Genomic DNA, 16,422 nt, shown 5'->3' with positions numbered 1-16,422 from the left:
ATGCGCACTATCGATAAACGCATCGACCCGCACATCAAGCTTGCCGCCGTGCTGGTGAAGCGCGCGCCGACCTTGACGCTCGCGTTCGATGCACGCTGTAAAAGCCGTCTCGCGGCGACGCTCGACAATGGCGAAGAAGTCGCGCTAGTGCTTGCGCGCGGCACGGTGCTGCGCGACGGCGATGTGCTGGTCGCGCAGGATGGCGCGCTGGTGCGCGTGGTGGCCGCAGCCGAAGAAGTGCTGTACGTGCGTGCGCCCGATCGTTTAACGCTGACGCGCGCTGCGTATCACCTCGGCAATCGCCACACGCCCGTCGAAATCGGCGACGATTTCCTGAAGCTCGAATTCGATCCTGTGCTCGCGGATATGCTCAAGCGTCTCGGCACATCGGTCGATCAGGTATCGATGCCGTTCCAGCCGGAAACGGGCGCGTATGGCGGCGGTCACAAGCACGGTCACGACGAGACCTTCGCCGAAGACTACGCGATCGCGCAGCAGGTGTTCGATGAGCACCACGGGCATGACCATTCGCACGATCGGCCGCACGATCACGGCCACTCGCATTCGCACGATCACCCGCACGATCACCCGCACGACGACGACCACGACCACAGCAATTGCGGCCACGCGCATCATCACCATGCGCATCGCTGAACTCACGGCGCTGCTGCATCTTGCGTCACCGGCGTTGCCGATCGGTGCGTTCAGCTATTCACAGGGTCTTGAAGCGGCGATCGAAGCGCAACTCGTGACCGATGCCGACAGCGCGCGCGACTGGATCGCAAGCGGCCTCACCACCGTGCTCGCACGCGGCGAATTGCCGTTTCTCGCGCATCAGATCGAACGCTGGCGTTCGCACCACGTCGCCGCGCTCATCGAAGCAAATTCGCACTATCTCGCGAGCCGCGAATCAGCGGAGCTTCGTCGCGAGACGGAGCAGATGGGCTGGTCGCTCAGGCAGCTGTGCGCATCGCTCGAATGGGGCGACGCTGCGCGGCGCGCGACACTCGCTTCGATGACGCCCGTCGCGCAACCCACTGCATTCGCCTACGCCGCATGGGCCCACGACGCGGCCACAGACGCCGCCCTCGCCGCCTACGCCTTCAGCTGGGTCGAGAATCAGGCCGCCGCTGCGTTGAAAGCCGTACCGCTCGGACAACTCGCGGGGCAACGCATCATCGTCGCGCTACGCGATCTCATCGATGAAGCCGTGGCACGCACGCTCGCCACGTCACCCGACGATATCAACACCTTCGCGCCGCAACTCGGCATTCTGTCGGCGCGGCACGAGTCACAGTATTCGCGGCTCTTCCGCTCATAAGCTTATCCAGACATGAACGCATCTCATCCTGCTCAACGTACGAAGAAACTGCCTCCGCTGCGCGTCGGCGTCGGCGGCCCGGTCGGTTCCGGCAAGACCACGCTGCTCGAAATGCTCTGCAAGGCGATGCGCGAGCGCTACGACCTCGTCGCGATCACCAACGATATCTACACGAAGGAAGACCAGCGTCTCCTGACCGTCGCGGGCGCGCTGCCGGCCGAGCGCATCATGGGCGTCGAGACGGGCGGCTGCCCGCACACGGCGATCCGCGAAGACGCCTCGATCAACCTGGAAGCCGTCGACCGGATGCTGAAGCGCTTCCCCGACGCGGACATCGTGTTCATCGAATCAGGCGGCGACAATCTCGCGGCAACCTTCAGCCCGGAACTGTCGGACCTGACGATCTACGTGATCGACGTCGCCGGCGGCGAAAAAATTCCGCGCAAGGGCGGCCCGGGGATCACGAAGTCGGATCTGCTCGTGATCAACAAGACGGATCTCGCGCCGATGGTCGGTGCCAATCTGGAGGTGATGGCGTCGGATGCGAAGAAGATGCGCGGCGAACGGCCATTCGTTATGTCCAATCTGAAGGCGCTCGACGGACTCGCCGACGTGATCGCATTTATTGAGAAAAAGGGCCTGCTTACGGTGTAGGCGCCGCGCGGAAAGGCAAAAGTGTTGCAAATGTTAGAATGCGCGTTGACTCTCGCTCGCCACGGGGCAACTGGCAGATCGTGTTCGAGAGACTGATCGCACCACCTTATAACATTACGGCCTTTCCCCAACGACAAGATGATCCCTCGGAGTCCGGGCGCGAAAGATCTGATTTCGCTCGTCGTGCCCTTTTATAACGAGTCGGAGGTCGTCGATGCATTCTTTCGTGAAGTAAGCCCGGTTCTGCGCAATATTGCGCACGCCGACTACGAAATTGTCTGCGTCAATGATGGCAGTACCGATTCAACACTTGATCACCTGCTTGCGGCATGTGCGGATGACCCGCGCATCAAGGTAATCGACCTGTCCCGCAATTTCGGCAAGGAAGCGGCCATGACCGCGGGGATCGACGCGGCCATGGGCGAGGCGGTCATCCCGTTTGACGCAGACCTGCAGGATCCGCCGGAAGCGATTCCGGCGATGGTCGACAAATGGCGCGAAGGCTATGACGTGGTGCTCGCAAAGCGGTCCGAGCGCCAGACTGACAGCTATGCGAAACGCAACAGCGCGGCGCTGTTCTATCGCGTGCACAACGCGATCTCCGACATCAAGATCCCCGTGAATGCCGGCGATTTTCGCCTGATGTCGCGGCCTGCCGTCGACGCCCTCAAGCAGTTGCCCGAAAACCGCCGCTTCATGAAGGGCCTCTTCGCGTGGATCGGCTTCAGGACCGCGGAGATCGAGTATTCGCGCCGCCCGCGCGCCGCCGGCAAAACGAAGTTCTCCGGCTGGAAGCTCTGGAATTTCGCGCTGGAAGGCATGACCAGCTTCAGCACGCTGCCGCTGCGCATCTGGACGTATATCGGCGGCTTCACGGCTGCCTTCGCGATGCTCTATTCGGGCTATCTGATCCTGCGCACGCTGATTCGCGGCGTGGACATTCCGGGCTATGCGTCGATCATTACCGCCGTGCTCTTTCTGGGCGGTGTGCAACTCATCGGCATCGGCGTGATCGGTGAATACATTGGACGGATGTACGTGGAGACCAAGCGTCGCCCCGTGTACATCATCCGGAAAATTTACCAGCAATCCGACACATGACGCAGCGCAGATTTCTCCGGTTCTGCGCTTACGTATGCGTCGGTGCGACAGGTACAGGCGTCCAGTATGTGGTGCTGTTCGCGCTCGTATCGACGAAGATGCTGGGCGCCGTCACCGCATCGGGCATCGGTGCCGTCTTCGGCGCCATCGTCAACTACGTCCTCAACTACCACTTGACGTTCAGAAGTTCCGGGCGGCACGTGCATATCGCGCCACGGTTTTTCGCTGTGGCTGCGGCTGGCATCGCGGTCAACAGCGTGTGCATGTTCCTGCTCGCGCACTGGCTGAGCGTGCCGTATCTGCTTGCGCAATGCGCGGCAACCGTCTGCGTCCTGGCGACAACGTACGTCGCGAACTCGATATGGGCGTTCAGGAGACAACCGGCGTGAAGTCGAACGCGCCCATTACATCGAGCATGACTCATGGCTGAACTATTCGCTTCCCATGATCGGACGTCCGATCGATCAAACGGCACCCTCGCTCAATCCAGCAGCGTGCGGTTTTTGTCGCTGTTGCTGGTGCACGCAGTGGTCTGGACATTTGCCGCCTGGCTGTCGCGAGGCAATCTGGATTTCCAGGGCGACATGGTCGAGAACTATGCGTGGGGCATCGAATGGCAGGCTGGCTATGTGAAGCATCCGCCGCTCTTTGCGTGGATTACCGCTGCGTGGTTCAGCATCGCGCCGCACACTGATCTCGCCTACTTCGCGCTCTCGGCAATCAACGCGCTCATCGGGTTGCTCGGCATCGTGGCGCTGGGAAGACGCTTTATGCCGTGGCGGCTCGCGATCGTGGCAGGCCTCGCGATGGCCGTCTCGCCGCTCTATACGAATCTCGCGATCAAATTCAATGCGAATGCCGTGCTGCTGTCCGTGTGGCCCTGGACCGCGTATTTCTTCGTCCGCTTCATGCAGTCGGGCGGCAGGCGGTGGGCGTTCGCACTCGGCCTGTTCGCGGGTCTTGCGATACTCGGGAAGTACTTCTCCGTCGTGCTGCTCGTCGCACTGCTCGGCGCTGCGCTCGCGCGGCCCGCCTGGCGCGCGAGGACATTGAGCCTGCGCTCACTTTGGGTGGCCGCCGGCGGCGTCGTCGCGTTGTTCGCGCATGTGCGGTGGCTCGTGTTGAACCACTTCCCCACCTTCGGATACGCGTCCGAGCGCACCGGCGGGATGCTGTGGGATGCGGTCGGCCGGTTTGGCATCTACACGCTCGCGCAGATCGGCTATCTGGTGCTGAGCTTCGGATTCGTGCTGCTTCTGGTTCCGGCCGAACGCCGCCGCGCAGCAAAATTGATGGTGCAAGGTGTCGTCAAACCGTCGCTGCATCCCGAGTTGTGGTGTCTCGCGATGGGCCCGTGGATCGTCGTCGGCGTGATGGCCGTGCTGGCCAAAACACAGATGTCTTCGGTGTGGGGCATGGCGCAGTGGTTTGCGATTGTTCCGCTGTGGCTCGCGATTCTCGATCACGCAGGCATCAAACTCGCGCCTGCGCGAGCGGTTCGCATGCTCTGCGTCTACTGGGCGCTGGTTCTGGTCGCGTCCGCGACCGTCGGGTATCTCGACGCGAGGAAACACGGCGACAGCGCCGTCGACCCGCGTGCCGAACTGGCCAGCGCCGCTCACGCCGCGTGGCGCGAGCGCACGGGGCAGGATCTGCCGATCGTCGGCGGCTCGGTTCACGAGGCCCAGTCGATTGCCTTCTATAGCGACGGCCACACACGGTTCTGGAATATCGACGAGCCGCGCTCCACACCGTGGCTGGTAAAGGACGATCTGACCAGCCTCGGCGCGCTGCTGGTCTGTGAACAGAACGACACCGCCTGCCTGCGGGAATCGCACGCGCTCAGCGGGACGCAACCTGTGCCGCTGAGCGTGAGAAAGCACGCATGGGGTATGTCGTTGCCGGAACGCACCTATGAGATGTTTCTGGTGATGCCGCGCACGCGGTAGCTAGTGCTTCGACGCCGGCATAAAGGCCGGCGTCGATACGGTGGCTAATGCGCTCACTATGCGGTCACCAATGCAGGGTCAGCCCGGTCGCGTTCGTCCGGTAAAAGCGTGGTCAGCACATCCACCGTGCGCGCCGTCGCGCCCCGATGACGCGCGGCAAACGCCGACGCCGCACCGCCCATCGCGATACGTCGCGAACGGTCTTCGAAGAGCTCACGCAACACCCGCGCAAGATCGGCCGGATCCTGCACCTGCACCGCCGCACCCGCGGCGACCGCGTCGGCGGTCGCCTGCGTGAAGTTGAACACGTGCGGCCCGATCAGCACGGGCACACCGACCGCGCAGGCTTCGATCAGATTCTGTCCGCCAAGCGGCAACAGACTGCCACCGATAAACGCCAGATCGGACGCGGCATAGTAAGCACCCAGTTCGCCCATCGAATCGCCGAGCAGCACGGTGACGTCGCCGGGCAACGCCGGAATGGTCTGCGCTGAACCCACGGGGCTCGCCGCCGCACCTGCCGGCGCCCACTTCGATCGACGCTCGCAACGCAGGCCCGTTTTCTCCGCCAGCGCAGCCACTTCATCGAAGCGCTGCGGATGACGCGGCACCAGAACCAGCAGCGCATCTGCGACGCCGAGCGCCGCGAACGCCTGCAGCACCAGCGCCTCTTCGCCCTCGCGCGTGCTCGCCGCGACCCACACCGGGCGCGTGCCGATTGCCGCGCGCCACGCATGTCCGCGAGCCGCGAGTTCGGGCGGCGTCGCCATATCGAACTTGAGGTTGCCCAGCACGGCGACGTTGCGCGCGCCGAGCGCCGTCAAACGTTCAGCGTCCGAAGGACTTTGCGCCAGCACGCGTGCAAAGCCGCCGAACACCTCGCGCGTCGCCTTGCCGAACTTCGCCGCGCGTTTGAATGAACGCGCCGACATCCGCGCATTGGTGAGCACGAGCGGTACATCGGCGCGACGGCATTCGTCGATCAGTGTCGGCCACACTTCGGTTTCCATCACAACGCCGATCGATGGCCGCCATGCGCGCAGGAAGCGTCGCACGGCATGCGGCATGTCGTACGGCAGATAGCTGCGCAGCACCCGGTCGCCGAAAATCTGCTCGCCGGTCGCGCGACCGCTCGGCGTCATGTGCGTGAGGAGAATGCGCGCGTCAGGACGCGCGTTGAGCAGCGCTTCGATCAGCGGCTGCGCGGCGCGTGTCTCGCCCACCGATACTGCGTGCACCCAGATCAACGGTGCATCGTCATCGGGACGGCGTCCACGCGTGCGGCCGAAGCGTTCGCCGATATGCTCGCGATAACCGTGCTCGCGACGCGAGCGGATCAGGAGCCGCAAGACCGCCAGCGGCGCGACGATCCACCAGAGCGCGTTATAGATGACTCTCAGCATCCCGCCTCCATGCGGACGGGAGCGCAGAGGCGGACGCCGAGGCAATCGCCAGGGCAATCGCCAGGGCAATCGCCGGGCAGAACGCCTGGGCGAACGCCGACGCGAACGTAGCGGAGCAAACCCGGGAGAAAAACCGGGCGAAACACCGGGCGCGACGCGCGAAGAGCCGCGCTCAAACCAGCGCCCTGCCCTTCAGGCGCTCGAGGATGCCAAGCGGCGCGCACTCCGGCTGCGCCATCGCCTTGACCGGCAGGAAGAATGTCTGCTCGAGCATGAACTGGCCGGACATCACAGCGTGCGACGTCTGATCCGAAAAACACACCCACACGCTGCCCGGCGGAAACGGCATCGTTTCCTGCGGACTGGCCTTCTGATAGTCGAGGTCGGCTTTCATGCCGTCGTGCAGGTTCAGCATCAGATGGTCGTACTCGCTGCGCGGCGATTTGGTGACGTGCAGCAGATGCTGCAGCCAGGCGGAACCGGGCATCTGCGGCTTGATCTTTGGCAGGAAGCGCTTCGCCATATCCTCGAACGGTTCGCCGACGCGCCACACGCGCGGCGCGCCATGCGGATTCACGTTCGTGAAGACGCGCAGGATCCGTTCGCCATAGTTGGGCCGCGACGGGAAGGCGTCGACGTGCAGACGGCTGTCGTCCTTGCGCCACGACGTCTGGCGCGTTTCCACCCGATGCAGACGCAGACTGGTCGGCGCGACGCGCAGCTTGCCGTCGTATTCGGGGAACAGCCCATCGACGAGCGTGCGCGCATTCGACTGATACCGCGCGATCAGCGCACGCACCGCCGATTGCGCCACCGCATCGCCGAGCACGCCGTGCAACGCGCCGCCGTTCGGTTCGAGGCTGATGTTCTTGCGCTTCGGATCGGCGATCGCCGGGTCAAGCAGCGCCTGCTCGCCGCCTTCGATCGCAAAGCGCAGGTTCGGGAAATACAGCACCTTGCCGCGCTCGACACCTGCGAGCAGCGTCTCGCGCGGAACGGACAGGTTGAGTCCCTGCCAGTCGGCAGATGCGACTTCGATGATCTGGGATTCGTTCATGGTCGCCCTTTTGAAGCGGGTGGTGCATAGCGTGTTCGTGGCGCGGCGGGTGGCTGCAACCGGGTAGCCGTCAGGGAATACGTTTCGTGTGATTCCCCAACGCAACCCGCCCCGCAACCTCAAAGCAGTCCGAAACCGGCCAGCGCGGATTTCACCTGCTGGAGCGTCGGCGGCTGGCCGGCCGTGCCGAGATTGACGACGTTCGGCGACCAGTAGCCGCCGGTACGCCACGCGGTGGCAAAATTGTACAACTCGACCGTCGGCCGTTTCAGCGCCGCCGCGATGTGAACTAGACCTGTGTCAACGCCAACCGTCGCCGCTGCGCCGTCGATCAGCCCAACCACCGCCGGCAGCGACAACCTCGGCGGCACGATGGCCGCCGCGCCGAATTCGCGTGCGAGCCGCTCGCTCGTCTCGCGCTCGGCGTCGCTGCCCCACGGCAGCACGATCGACGCGCCACGTCGCACCAGCGACTGGCCCAGCTCGATCCACGCGGTATCGGGCCACTGCTTGTCGGTGCGTGAGGTGGCGTGCACGAACACCACATACGGCACCGGCAGGTTCAGCCCGAGCGCTGAGAGCGCCAGTGCCGCGCGCCGCGTGTCGAGGCCGAAGTCGATGTCGTCGGTGGGTTGCGGCGCGGGTTCGCCGAGCGCGCCCGCCACCAGCTGGCGCGTGCGTTCGACAACGTGCGTGCGCGGCGGGATCGGCACACGCTGGTCGTAGAAAAAGCGCACCGGCCATTCGAAGCCGGCGCCGTCGGTGCGGTTCGCGAGGCCGACGAGCGGCCCACGCGCCCAGCTGGCGACCCACGCGGTCTTGATGAGCCCCTGGCAGTCGATCACCAGATCGTATTTTTCGGCGGCGAGCGCGCGGCGGAATGCGCCGATCTCGCGCCAGTTATCGAGCGAAAACAGACGCTTGCGCCAGCGGCGCAGCGAAAACGGAATCGCGCGGCGCACGCCGTCGACGAGCTGCACCAGCTCAATAAAGCTTTCTTCGACGAGCCAGTCGATCTGCGCATCGGGATACCGGCGACGGATATCGGCAATCACCGGCATGTTGTGGACGACGTCGCCGAGCGACGACACCCGCACGATCAGGATCTTTTGTACGCTCAAGTGATAAATACCGGCAAAGCGGCTCGAAGATGCGTGAATGGGACCGCAATTCTATCGCGACCGGCGCCGATTCCGGGATAAGTCTCTGCCGTGCGTCGAGGCCGGACAGCGAGGCCGAACGGCTGGAGCAAACGTCCGGGCACGTTGCCACGCAAACGCGGGCAGAACACATAAAAACGCGGCGCAATGGCTCCCGCCACGCGCCGCGTCCGACGGCGGTGTCATCGCGGGAGGGGTGCAACCCGCCCGCCATGCCGCCCGTCTGACCGTTAGAACGGCAATTTTGCGTCCGGCTTCTCCGCGAGGATCACGCGGCGGAAATCTTCCTGAATCCGCTTGAGCGCCGCGTCGTTATCCGCTTCGAAGCGCATCACGACGACCGGCGTCGTATTCGACGAGCGCGCGAGGCCAAAGCCGTCCGGATACTCGACGCGCAGGCCGTCGATCTTCACGACATCGTCCGCGCCGGTGAACTGCGCGCTTTGCTGCAGGCGGCCGATCAGTTCGAAGTTCTCGCCTTCTTCCAGCTTCAGTTGCAGTTCCGGCGTGGAATGCGAATTCGGCAGGCTGTTCAGCAGCTTGCTTGGATCCTTCACGCGCGAGAGGATTTCCAGCAGACGTGCGCCGGTGTACAGGCCGTCGTCGAAACCGTACCAGCGGTCCTTGAAGAACACGTGGCCGCTCATTTCACCCGCGAGCGGCGCGCCGGTTTCACGCAGCTTCGCCTTCACGAGCGAGTGGCCCGTCTTCCACATCAGCGGCTCGCCGCCCTTCTCGCGCACCCACTTCGCGAGATTGCGCGTGCACTTCACGTCATAGATGATCTGCGCGCCCTTGTTGCGGGACAGCACTTCTTCAGCGAACAGCATCAGCTGACGGTCCGGATAGATGATCTGGCCGTCTTTGGTCACGACGCCCAGACGGTCGCCGTCGCCATCAAACGCAAAGCCGATTTCGGCGTCGGTTTCCTTCAGCGCGCGGATCACGTCCTGCAGGTTTTCCGGGTGTGCCGGGTCCGGGTGGTGGTTCGGGAAGTTGCCGTCGATCTCCGTGAACAGCTCCACGAGTTCGCAGCCGAGCTTCCTGAACAGCTTCGGCGCGAGACCGCCCGCCACGCCGTTGCCCGTATCGACGACGATCTTTAGCGGCCGCGTCAGCTTGATGTCGCTCGCGATGCGTTCGAGGTAAGCATCCTCGATATCGTAATCGGCATACGTACCGCTGCCCTCGGAGAAGTTGTCGTCGACGATGCGCTGATGCAGCGCCAGGATCTGCTCGCCATAGATGGCCGCGCCGCGCAGGACCATCTTGAAGCCGTTGTAGTCGGGCGGATTGTGGCTGCCGGTCACGACGATGCACGAATCGACGCGCCGCTCGCCGCCCGCGAGCTTCAGCGGCACGCTGGCCGCGAAGTAGCCGACGGGCGTCGGCACCATGCCGACGTTCACGACATCGACGCCGGCCGCACGCAGGCCGTCCGACAGTGCTGCGATGAGATCCGGGCCCGACAGACGTCCGTCACGCGCGACCACGACGGCATCGCCGCCCTGCGCACGCACTTCGCTGCCGAACGCGCGACCTATCGAACGGGCTGCGTCGGTGTCCAGCGTCTTGCCGATCACACCGCGAATATCATAGGCCTTGAAAATCGATTTGGAGATCATGGATGGCTCACTTGCGTGCAATGGAGAAATTTGACTGGCGTTCTGCGTCATCACTGTGACTTCCATGATGACCGCATGGCGCCCTTGCCGGAAGCGGTCCGGTTCCAACTTATAATTGCGGTTTTTCAGATACGCCTTCTGGCGCCATTCTAATGCTTAGACGCGTCTCCCTCATAAAGTTGCCACGGCGTGCGACGAGGCGGGCATGCGCTCACGTATCCAGTCGTCCTTCCATCGGGGCAGGCACGACGCGTGCTGAAGGGCGAATCCAGTCGCGCACCCCGGCACTCGCGGGCCGCGGATGCTGACGCTCAGGCGCTTCGCCAGTCCGGATGTCACGAAAGCGTTCGCCAACATCGTCTGGCTGGGGCTGGAGCGGCTCACGCAGATTGCCGTTGCGATCGCGATCAGCGGCGTGCTGGCGCGTTATTTCGGCCCGGACACGTTCGGCAAATGGCAGTACGCCAATACGCTGCTGCTGGTGCTGTCTCCCATCACCTGGGTGTGCGGCGCGGAAATTCTCGTGCCGACCATCGTCCATCGTTCATCTGAACAGCTCGGCACGGTGCTCGGCAGCGCGTTTGTGCTGCGACTGTCGGTTTCAGCGGTTGCCCTGCTCCTGACGTGGGCCGGGATCGCGGCGGGGCTGACCGATCCGCTCGTCGGCGCAATGCTCGCGGGGCTGGCCGTCACGATGCTGTTTCGCGAGCCGTTCGTCGGCGTGATCAATGCGTGGCTGCAAAGCATGACCTACAGCAAGCCACAGCTGCTCACCAGCATGACGACGGCCCTCTTCAAGGCCGCGCTCGTCTGGCTGCTGGTGCGCGCGGCGGCCGCGCCGTCGGGATTCGGCTGGCTGTGGGCGCTCGAATCGGCGGCGATCGGCGGCGTGCTGCTGGTGTATTACATGCACCGGCATGGCGGCAAGCTCGGCTGGCATCTCGACCGCTCGCTCTTCCGTCATTTCGCGACCGCGGGCACGGTGTTCTGGCTCGGGCTCATCTGCATGTATCTGTTTCTCAAGCTCGACCGGCTGATGCTCGAACGCACGATCTCGTTTGCCGATCTTGGGCGCTATTCCGCTGCGCAGCAGTTGAACGAGAACTGGATCACGCTCGCGCTGATGCTCGCGCAGACGCTCGCGCCCGCCTTTGTCTACCGTGTGCAGGACGCCGGGCGACTGCGGCGCAACATGTGGCGGCTGATGGCGATGACCGCGCTGCTGATGGTGGGCGGCGCGCTGGTGCTGGATCTGCTGGCCGGGTTCATCATCAGCCGTGTGTTCGGGCCGTCGTATGAAGGCGCGATCGGGATTTTCCGCTGGGCTGTATGGCTCTCCGTGCCAGCAGGCATCGAGGCGATCGGCAACCTCGTCGTGCTGAAATATCAGGCGAAATTCGTCTTGCTGTCGAAGTGGCTGCTGGCGCTTGCGGTGGCTTTCGCCGTCAATCTGCTGATGATTCCGCGTCTGGGCGCATATGGTCCGCTCGTCGGGCTGGCGGCCGGTTATCTGGCCGCTGCGGCCGTCAATCTTTACTACATCCGTTTCAAGCTGCGTCCATGAGTTCATCTGTGCCGTTATCCGCGAACCTGACTGGTGGCGCGCCTCGCGTGGGCGCGCTCAGTGACGTCGCGATCCTGATGCCCGCTTACAACGGCCAGGCCGATGTGGACCGCACGCTTGCGTCGTTCAGCGAAGACGCGCCCATCTACGCCCTGATCGTCGACGACGGCAGCACGCCACCGATCGTCGCGCCCGCGATTGCGAACATGTCGATCGAAGTGCTGCGCATGCCGAAGAACGGCGGCATCGAGCGCGCCCTGCAAACGGGCATCGATGCGCTCGCCGAGCGCGGTTTCCGCTACGCCGCGCGCATCGACGCGGGCGATCGCACGGTGCCGCAGCGGCTCGCGAAACAGCGCGCATATCTCGAAGCGCACCCGCAGAGCGCAGGCCTCGGCATGTGGGCGCAGGTCGTCACGCGCGACGGCACGCCGGTTTTCATGCTGAGCCCGCCCGCTGATCCGCAGGCGATCCGCCGCATCCGCTTCTTTCGCGGCTGCTTCGTGCATCCTTCAATGATGCTGCGTATCGACGCCGTGCGCGCCGTCGGCAACTATCGTGCGGCATATCGTTCCGCGGAAGATCTCGATCTGTTCCTGCGCCTGATGGAACGCTACGACTGCGCAAATCTCGCCGAACTGGGCCTGTACTACGAACTCAACGAAGGCGGCATCAGCGCGACGAAACGCCGTCAGCAGATCAGCTCGACGTTGAAGCTGCAACTGCATTACTTCAACCCAGCCAATGTCTACGACTGGCTCGGGCTCGCTAAAAACCTGCTGCATTTCGTCGTGCCCTATAGCGCGTTGCAACGGATCAAGCGCACCCTGTTCGCCTCGCGGGCAGCAGGTTGAGCCTCATCTGGCAGTTACCCGCAGTTACCCGCAGTTACTCTCTTTACGAAATTCGAATGAAGTCTTCTGGAACGTCGGTTAGCATTCTGCGCATCAGTCTTGTCTGTAATACGGCGTGGGCGATCTATACGTATCGTCAGGGGCTGATCCGCATGCTCGTCAGCAAGGGCGTCGATGTGACCGTGATCGCGCCGCGCGATCGCACGTTCGACCTGCTGACGGAAATGGGCTGCCGCTGCATCGATCTGCCGGTTGCTTCGAAAGGCACGAGCCCCCGCGACGATCTGCGTACGTTCTGGGCGCTGTATCGGCTCTACCGGACAATCCGTCCGGACGTTGTGTTCCACTACACGATCAAACCGAATATCTATGGCTCGATTGCGGCGAAACTGGCGGGCGTGGCATCGGTCGCGGTGACGACCGGACTCGGCTACGTATTCATCCAGCAGAGCCGCGCGGCGCAGGTCGCCAAAAAACTGTACCGTTTTGCTTTCCGCTTCCCGCGCGAGATCTGGTTCCTGAATCATGACGATGAAGCCGCTTTTGTCGACCAGAAGCTGCTGGTGTATCCAGAGCGTGCCAGGTTGCTACACGGCGAAGGCGTCGATCTCGACCAGTTCGCGTTCGCGCCGCTGGTGGAGCGGGAGCGGTTCACCTTCGTGCTGATCGGCCGTCTGCTGTGGGACAAGGGCGTGGGCGAGTATGTCGAAGCGGCGCGCCGGCTACGTGCGCGTTATCCGCATGCGCGCTTCCTGCTGCTCGGGCCGGTTGGCGTCGACAACCCCAGCGCGATTACGCGCGATGAGGTCGACGCGTGGCAGCGCGAAGGCGTGATCGAGTACGCGGGCGAAGCGCACGACGTGCGGCCTTTTATTGTCGATGCTGACTGCGTAGTTTTGCCGTCGTATCGTGAGGGCGTGCCGCGCACGCTGATGGAAGCATCGGCAATGGGCCGGCCGATCGTCGCAACGGATGTGCCGGGTTGCCGCGAAGTGGTGGCCGACGGCGTGAATGGATTGCTGTGCGAGGTGAAGAGCGCAGATAGTCTTACCGCGAAGCTCGCACAGATGCTCGACATGAGCGGCGATGAACGCCGCGCGATGGGCGAACGCGGCCGAAAGAAAGTCGCGTCGGAATTCGACGAACGGGTCGTCGTCGAACGATATAAAGACCTGCTGCACACCTTGACGGGCGTTTCACTTTAACGGAGTAAAGCATGTCTGCAACAAACGCGAAGGGCACGATCCTGGTGACAGGCGGAGCAGGTTTTATCGGCTCCCACACGTGCGTCGAATTGTTGAACGGCGGCTATGACGTGGTGGTCATCGACAACCTCGTGAACAGCAATCCCGAGTCGCTCAAACGTGTCGAGAAGATCACCGGCAAGAAGCTCGCGTTCTACGAAGCCGACGCGCGCGATGAAGCGGCGTTGAAGGGCATTTTCGACGCGCATCCGGTCACTGGAGCGATCCACTTTGCGGCGCTCAAGGCGGTGGGCGAATCGGTGGCGAAACCGATCCAGTATTACCGCAACAACGTCGACAGTCTGCTTGTGCTGCTCGATGTGATGCGCGAGCGCGACGTGAAGCAGTTCGTGTTCAGTTCGTCGGCGACTGTTTATGGCGTGCCGGAAAGCTCGCCGATCGACGAATCGTTTCCGCTTTCCGCGACGAATCCGTACGGACAGTCGAAGCTCATTGCCGAGCAGGTGATGCGCGACATTGAAGTTACGGATCCGTCATGGAAATTCGCAATCCTAAGGTATTTTAATCCTGTTGGCTCACATGTGAGTGGCCTGATTGGGGAAGACCCCTCTGGCGTGCCCAATAATCTGATGCCATATGTCGCACAGGTTGCCGTAGGCAAGCTCGAGAAGCTCCGCGTATTTGGAGGCGATTACGACACTCCTGATGGCACGGGCGTGCGCGATTACATTCACGTGGTCGATCTTGCGCGCGGGCATCTTGCGGCACTCGATGCGCTCGTCAATCTCGACTCGGGGTTTGTTGTGAACCTTGGCACGGGCCAGGGGTATAGCGTGCTGGATGTCGTGCGCGCATTTGAAAAGGCGTCGGGCAAGCCGGTGCCTTATGAAATCGTCGCGCGCCGCCCCGGGGATATTGCACAATGCTTCGCCAATCCCACTGCGGCAGAAAAGCTTCTCGGATGGCGCGCGCAGTTCGGCATCGAGCGCATGTGCGCGGATCATTGGCGCTGGCAGTCGATGAACCCCAACGGGTTCGACGCAGCATAGTCTTTTGCGCGCCGCGATCTGCACTCGCCGGGCGAACGGACGCGATCGTCGTGCGTACAGCGTGCGCGATCGTCCGCTACTGTTTCATCTTGCCCGTTGCGTCGTCGCCCGACGCGCCTTGCCGCGACATCACGTTTTCGCGTTGTTGCATCAGCGTGCCGCTGGCCGGGTGGGTGCTGCCCGCCTCTGCCGCGCGGCTCATGCTCTGGCCTTCCTTACCCGGCTGCATGCCCTGGCCCGCTTGCTGGTCGGCGGGTTGCGGCTTACCGCTGTTGGTCTGGGCAAACGCACCGGCGCTCGCCAGTAGGGTAAAAGCGCACATTGCCATCGCTATCCGTTTCATGATCGTCTCCAGGTCGGGCATCGCCTGGGCGCTGCCCCGATACCTTACGAATAGCATTCGTCGTGCCTGCGGCGATGCATGAAACGGGCCGCCATCGATGATTGCTTGCACTGCGCCCCCCGGCGTATGCGAAGCCAGACGATCTTGCGAGGCCGGATACCCGCACCGCGCCGAGGTGATTCGCGGGTACCCGAGGTGGCCAGGCTGGATCAAGTTCTATCGCCCGCGTGCAATCCATCCGGAACTTTTTGAGCCGCTGCATGATACCGGGCCGGGCCGTGGACCGCGCATGGTGAGGATCTGACCTTGATGGCGTGGGTCGGGATGGTGCGGTGGTTTTTGTATGCGCACCAGTCCTGTTGGGGCACAAGTCCGCCGCCCTACTGGACAGGATCCATCCGGAATGCAAAATAATCTGATGCTATGTGCCGCTCGGGTTGCCGTGCGCAAACCCGAGGAGCTCCGCGTTTTTGGAGGCGACTACGACACGCTGGATGGGACAGGCGTACGCGATTACATTCACGCGATCGATCTCAACCGCGGGCGTCTTGTGGCGCCCGATGCGTTCGTCAAACTTGATGCGAGTTTTGTCGTGAATCGTTGTACCGGCCAGGGATGGGGCGTGCTCGATATGGTGCGTTCATTTGAGAAAGCATCGGGTAAGTCCGTGCCCTATGAAATGTTGGCGCGCAGGCCTGCGCGATATCCCACAATGCTTCGGTGGTTCGATCGCGGCAGAAAAGCGGCCTGGATGGCACGCCCAGTTTGGGATCGAGCGCATGTGCGAGGATCACTGGCGATGGCAGGCGACGAATCCAAAGCGGCTTGCGTGGCGCATCGGCACGTCCGTGTCTCAATCCTTTCTGCCTGATCAGATCCCGGCGGACGCGCTCTCCTCCCGGTCACTACATCGTGCGCATCGCACGCCCCTGAACCGATTGAGCACGGCGCCTTTGCATGGCCCTGCTTCACACCGTCGCACTTCTGCACGTCGACGTCGTACGTGCGTGTCCGGATCATCAAATCATCCCGCCCTCTCTGAGCGGCGGCGTTTTCAGCGAAGCGCGCTTACGCGTGCCCCCGATTCATGCTATCCAGAACCCAAGGGCTTTCATTTGCAAATTCTGAAGTTGCCCA

The 16,422-nt window shown here is 63.1% G+C and carries 15 protein-coding genes and 1 pseudogene; 11 read left to right on the top strand and 5 right to left on the bottom strand.

Translation table 11 applies throughout. The annotated features are described in order from the left end of the window. From ureE to P3T16_RS20645, 6 genes are all read left to right on the top strand, one after another. Positions 1 to 654 carry an urease accessory protein UreE gene (ureE, locus tag P3T16_RS20670; protein ID WP_429343666.1) on the top strand — a complete coding sequence of 218 codons (654 nt, stop codon included), beginning with the start codon at positions 1 to 3 and terminating at the stop codon, positions 652 to 654. Further along, positions 641 to 1,321 carry an urease accessory protein UreF gene (locus P3T16_RS20665; RefSeq protein WP_429259960.1) on the top strand — a complete coding sequence of 227 codons (681 nt, stop codon included), beginning with the start codon at positions 641 to 643 and terminating at the stop codon, positions 1,319 to 1,321. Before ureE ends, P3T16_RS20665 begins: the two co-directional genes overlap by 14 nt. A gap of 12 nt (positions 1,322 to 1,333) precedes the next feature. Continuing rightward, a complete protein-coding gene (gene ureG / locus P3T16_RS20660; RefSeq protein WP_429259936.1) occupies positions 1,334 to 1,975 on the top strand; it encodes an urease accessory protein UreG in 642 nt (213 codons plus the stop codon). Between the two features lie 138 nt (positions 1,976 to 2,113). After that, a complete protein-coding gene (locus P3T16_RS20655) occupies positions 2,114 to 3,076 on the top strand; it encodes a glycosyltransferase family 2 protein (RefSeq protein WP_429343665.1) in 963 nt (320 codons plus the stop codon). Then, positions 3,073 to 3,465, top strand: a complete 393-nt coding sequence (locus tag P3T16_RS20650) for a GtrA family protein (RefSeq protein ID WP_429259938.1) — start codon at positions 3,073 to 3,075, stop codon at positions 3,463 to 3,465. Before P3T16_RS20655 ends, P3T16_RS20650 begins: the two co-directional genes overlap by 4 nt. A gap of 33 nt (positions 3,466 to 3,498) precedes the next feature. Next, positions 3,499 to 5,025, top strand: coding sequence for a glycosyltransferase family 39 protein (locus P3T16_RS20645; protein WP_429343664.1), 1,527 nt, complete (start codon positions 3,499 to 3,501; stop codon positions 5,023 to 5,025). A 56-nt stretch (positions 5,026 to 5,081) separates the two neighbouring features. Here P3T16_RS20645 and waaA read toward each other — a convergent pair whose 3' ends face one another. The 4 genes from waaA to P3T16_RS20625 all read right to left on the bottom strand — a co-directional run bounded on the left by waaA (position 5,082) and on the right by P3T16_RS20625 (position 10,270). Further along, on the bottom strand, positions 5,082 to 6,428 hold the full coding sequence (gene waaA / locus P3T16_RS20640; RefSeq protein WP_429343663.1) for a lipid IV(A) 3-deoxy-D-manno-octulosonic acid transferase: 1,347 nt from the start codon (positions 6,426 to 6,428) through the stop codon (positions 5,082 to 5,084). 172 nt (positions 6,429 to 6,600) lie between these two features. Further along, positions 6,601 to 7,485: a Kdo hydroxylase family protein gene (locus P3T16_RS20635; protein WP_429343662.1), complete on the bottom strand. Its 885-nt coding sequence runs from the start codon at positions 7,483 to 7,485 to the stop codon at positions 6,601 to 6,603. Between the two features lie 119 nt (positions 7,486 to 7,604). Next, entirely contained in the window at positions 7,605 to 8,606 is a 1,002-nt protein-coding gene (waaC, locus tag P3T16_RS20630) for a lipopolysaccharide heptosyltransferase I (RefSeq protein WP_429259942.1), read from the bottom strand. Between the two features lie 269 nt (positions 8,607 to 8,875). Further along, complete coding sequence (locus P3T16_RS20625) at positions 8,876 to 10,270, bottom strand: phosphomannomutase/phosphoglucomutase (RefSeq protein WP_429343661.1); 1,395 nt, start codon at positions 10,268 to 10,270, stop codon at positions 8,876 to 8,878. A 301-nt stretch (positions 10,271 to 10,571) separates the two neighbouring features. Between P3T16_RS20625 and P3T16_RS20620 the strand changes: the two genes are divergently transcribed. From P3T16_RS20620 to galE, 4 genes are read left to right on the top strand one after another with little or no spacing between them, the layout of a single operon-like run. Further along, positions 10,572 to 11,834: an oligosaccharide flippase family protein gene (locus tag P3T16_RS20620; protein ID WP_429343660.1), complete on the top strand. Its 1,263-nt coding sequence runs from the start codon at positions 10,572 to 10,574 to the stop codon at positions 11,832 to 11,834. Beyond that, a complete protein-coding gene (locus P3T16_RS20615) occupies positions 11,831 to 12,688 on the top strand; it encodes a glycosyltransferase (RefSeq protein WP_429343659.1) in 858 nt (285 codons plus the stop codon). The genes P3T16_RS20620 and P3T16_RS20615 overlap by 4 nt, the downstream gene beginning before the upstream one ends. A gap of 56 nt (positions 12,689 to 12,744) precedes the next feature. After that, positions 12,745 to 13,893, top strand: coding sequence for a glycosyltransferase family 4 protein (locus P3T16_RS20610; RefSeq protein ID WP_429343658.1), 1,149 nt, complete (start codon positions 12,745 to 12,747; stop codon positions 13,891 to 13,893). A gap of 11 nt (positions 13,894 to 13,904) precedes the next feature. Then, a complete protein-coding gene (galE, locus tag P3T16_RS20605) occupies positions 13,905 to 14,942 on the top strand; it encodes a UDP-glucose 4-epimerase GalE (protein WP_429343657.1) in 1,038 nt (345 codons plus the stop codon). Positions 14,943 to 15,018: 76 nt separating this feature from the next. Here galE and P3T16_RS20600 read toward each other — a convergent pair whose 3' ends face one another. Further along, a complete protein-coding gene (locus P3T16_RS20600; RefSeq protein WP_429343656.1) occupies positions 15,019 to 15,285 on the bottom strand; it encodes a hypothetical protein in 267 nt (88 codons plus the stop codon). Between the two features lie 352 nt (positions 15,286 to 15,637). Between P3T16_RS20600 and P3T16_RS20595 the strand changes: the two are divergent. Next, positions 15,638 to 16,115 (top strand): annotated as a pseudogene (locus tag P3T16_RS20595) (GDP-mannose 4,6-dehydratase); the annotation flags it as partial. Positions 16,116 to 16,422 lie beyond the last annotated feature (307 nt).

Origin of the sequence: Paraburkholderia sp. GAS42, from assembly GCF_050436565.1 — a bacterium.
GTDB lineage: Bacteria > Pseudomonadota > Gammaproteobacteria > Burkholderiales > Burkholderiaceae > Paraburkholderia.
This window is presented reverse-complemented; position numbering and strand designations above follow the sequence as displayed.

Excerpts from the sequence above, each read along its gene's own strand:
- ureE (WP_429343666.1), top strand. The coding sequence starts at position 1 with ATGCGCACTATCGATAAACGCATCGACCCGCACATCAAGCTTGCCGCC.
- P3T16_RS20665 (WP_429259960.1), top strand. The coding sequence starts at position 641 with ATGCGCATCGCTGAACTCACGGCGCTGCTGCATCTTGCGTCACCGGCG.
- ureG (WP_429259936.1), top strand. The coding sequence starts at position 1,334 with ATGAACGCATCTCATCCTGCTCAACGTACGAAGAAACTGCCTCCGCTG.
- P3T16_RS20655 (WP_429343665.1), top strand. The coding sequence starts at position 2,114 with ATGATCCCTCGGAGTCCGGGCGCGAAAGATCTGATTTCGCTCGTCGTG.
- P3T16_RS20650 (WP_429259938.1), top strand. The coding sequence starts at position 3,073 with ATGACGCAGCGCAGATTTCTCCGGTTCTGCGCTTACGTATGCGTCGGT.
- P3T16_RS20645 (WP_429343664.1), top strand. The coding sequence starts at position 3,499 with ATGGCTGAACTATTCGCTTCCCATGATCGGACGTCCGATCGATCAAAC.
- waaA (WP_429343663.1), bottom strand. The coding sequence starts at position 6,428 with ATGCTGAGAGTCATCTATAACGCGCTCTGGTGGATCGTCGCGCCGCTG.
- P3T16_RS20635 (WP_429343662.1), bottom strand. The coding sequence starts at position 7,485 with ATGAACGAATCCCAGATCATCGAAGTCGCATCTGCCGACTGGCAGGGA.
- P3T16_RS20625 (WP_429343661.1), bottom strand. The coding sequence starts at position 10,270 with ATGATCTCCAAATCGATTTTCAAGGCCTATGATATTCGCGGTGTGATC.
- P3T16_RS20620 (WP_429343660.1), top strand. The coding sequence starts at position 10,572 with ATGCTGACGCTCAGGCGCTTCGCCAGTCCGGATGTCACGAAAGCGTTC.
- P3T16_RS20615 (WP_429343659.1), top strand. The coding sequence starts at position 11,831 with ATGAGTTCATCTGTGCCGTTATCCGCGAACCTGACTGGTGGCGCGCCT.
- P3T16_RS20610 (WP_429343658.1), top strand. The coding sequence starts at position 12,745 with ATGAAGTCTTCTGGAACGTCGGTTAGCATTCTGCGCATCAGTCTTGTC.
- galE (WP_429343657.1), top strand. The coding sequence starts at position 13,905 with ATGTCTGCAACAAACGCGAAGGGCACGATCCTGGTGACAGGCGGAGCA.
- P3T16_RS20600 (WP_429343656.1), bottom strand. The coding sequence starts at position 15,285 with ATGAAACGGATAGCGATGGCAATGTGCGCTTTTACCCTACTGGCGAGC.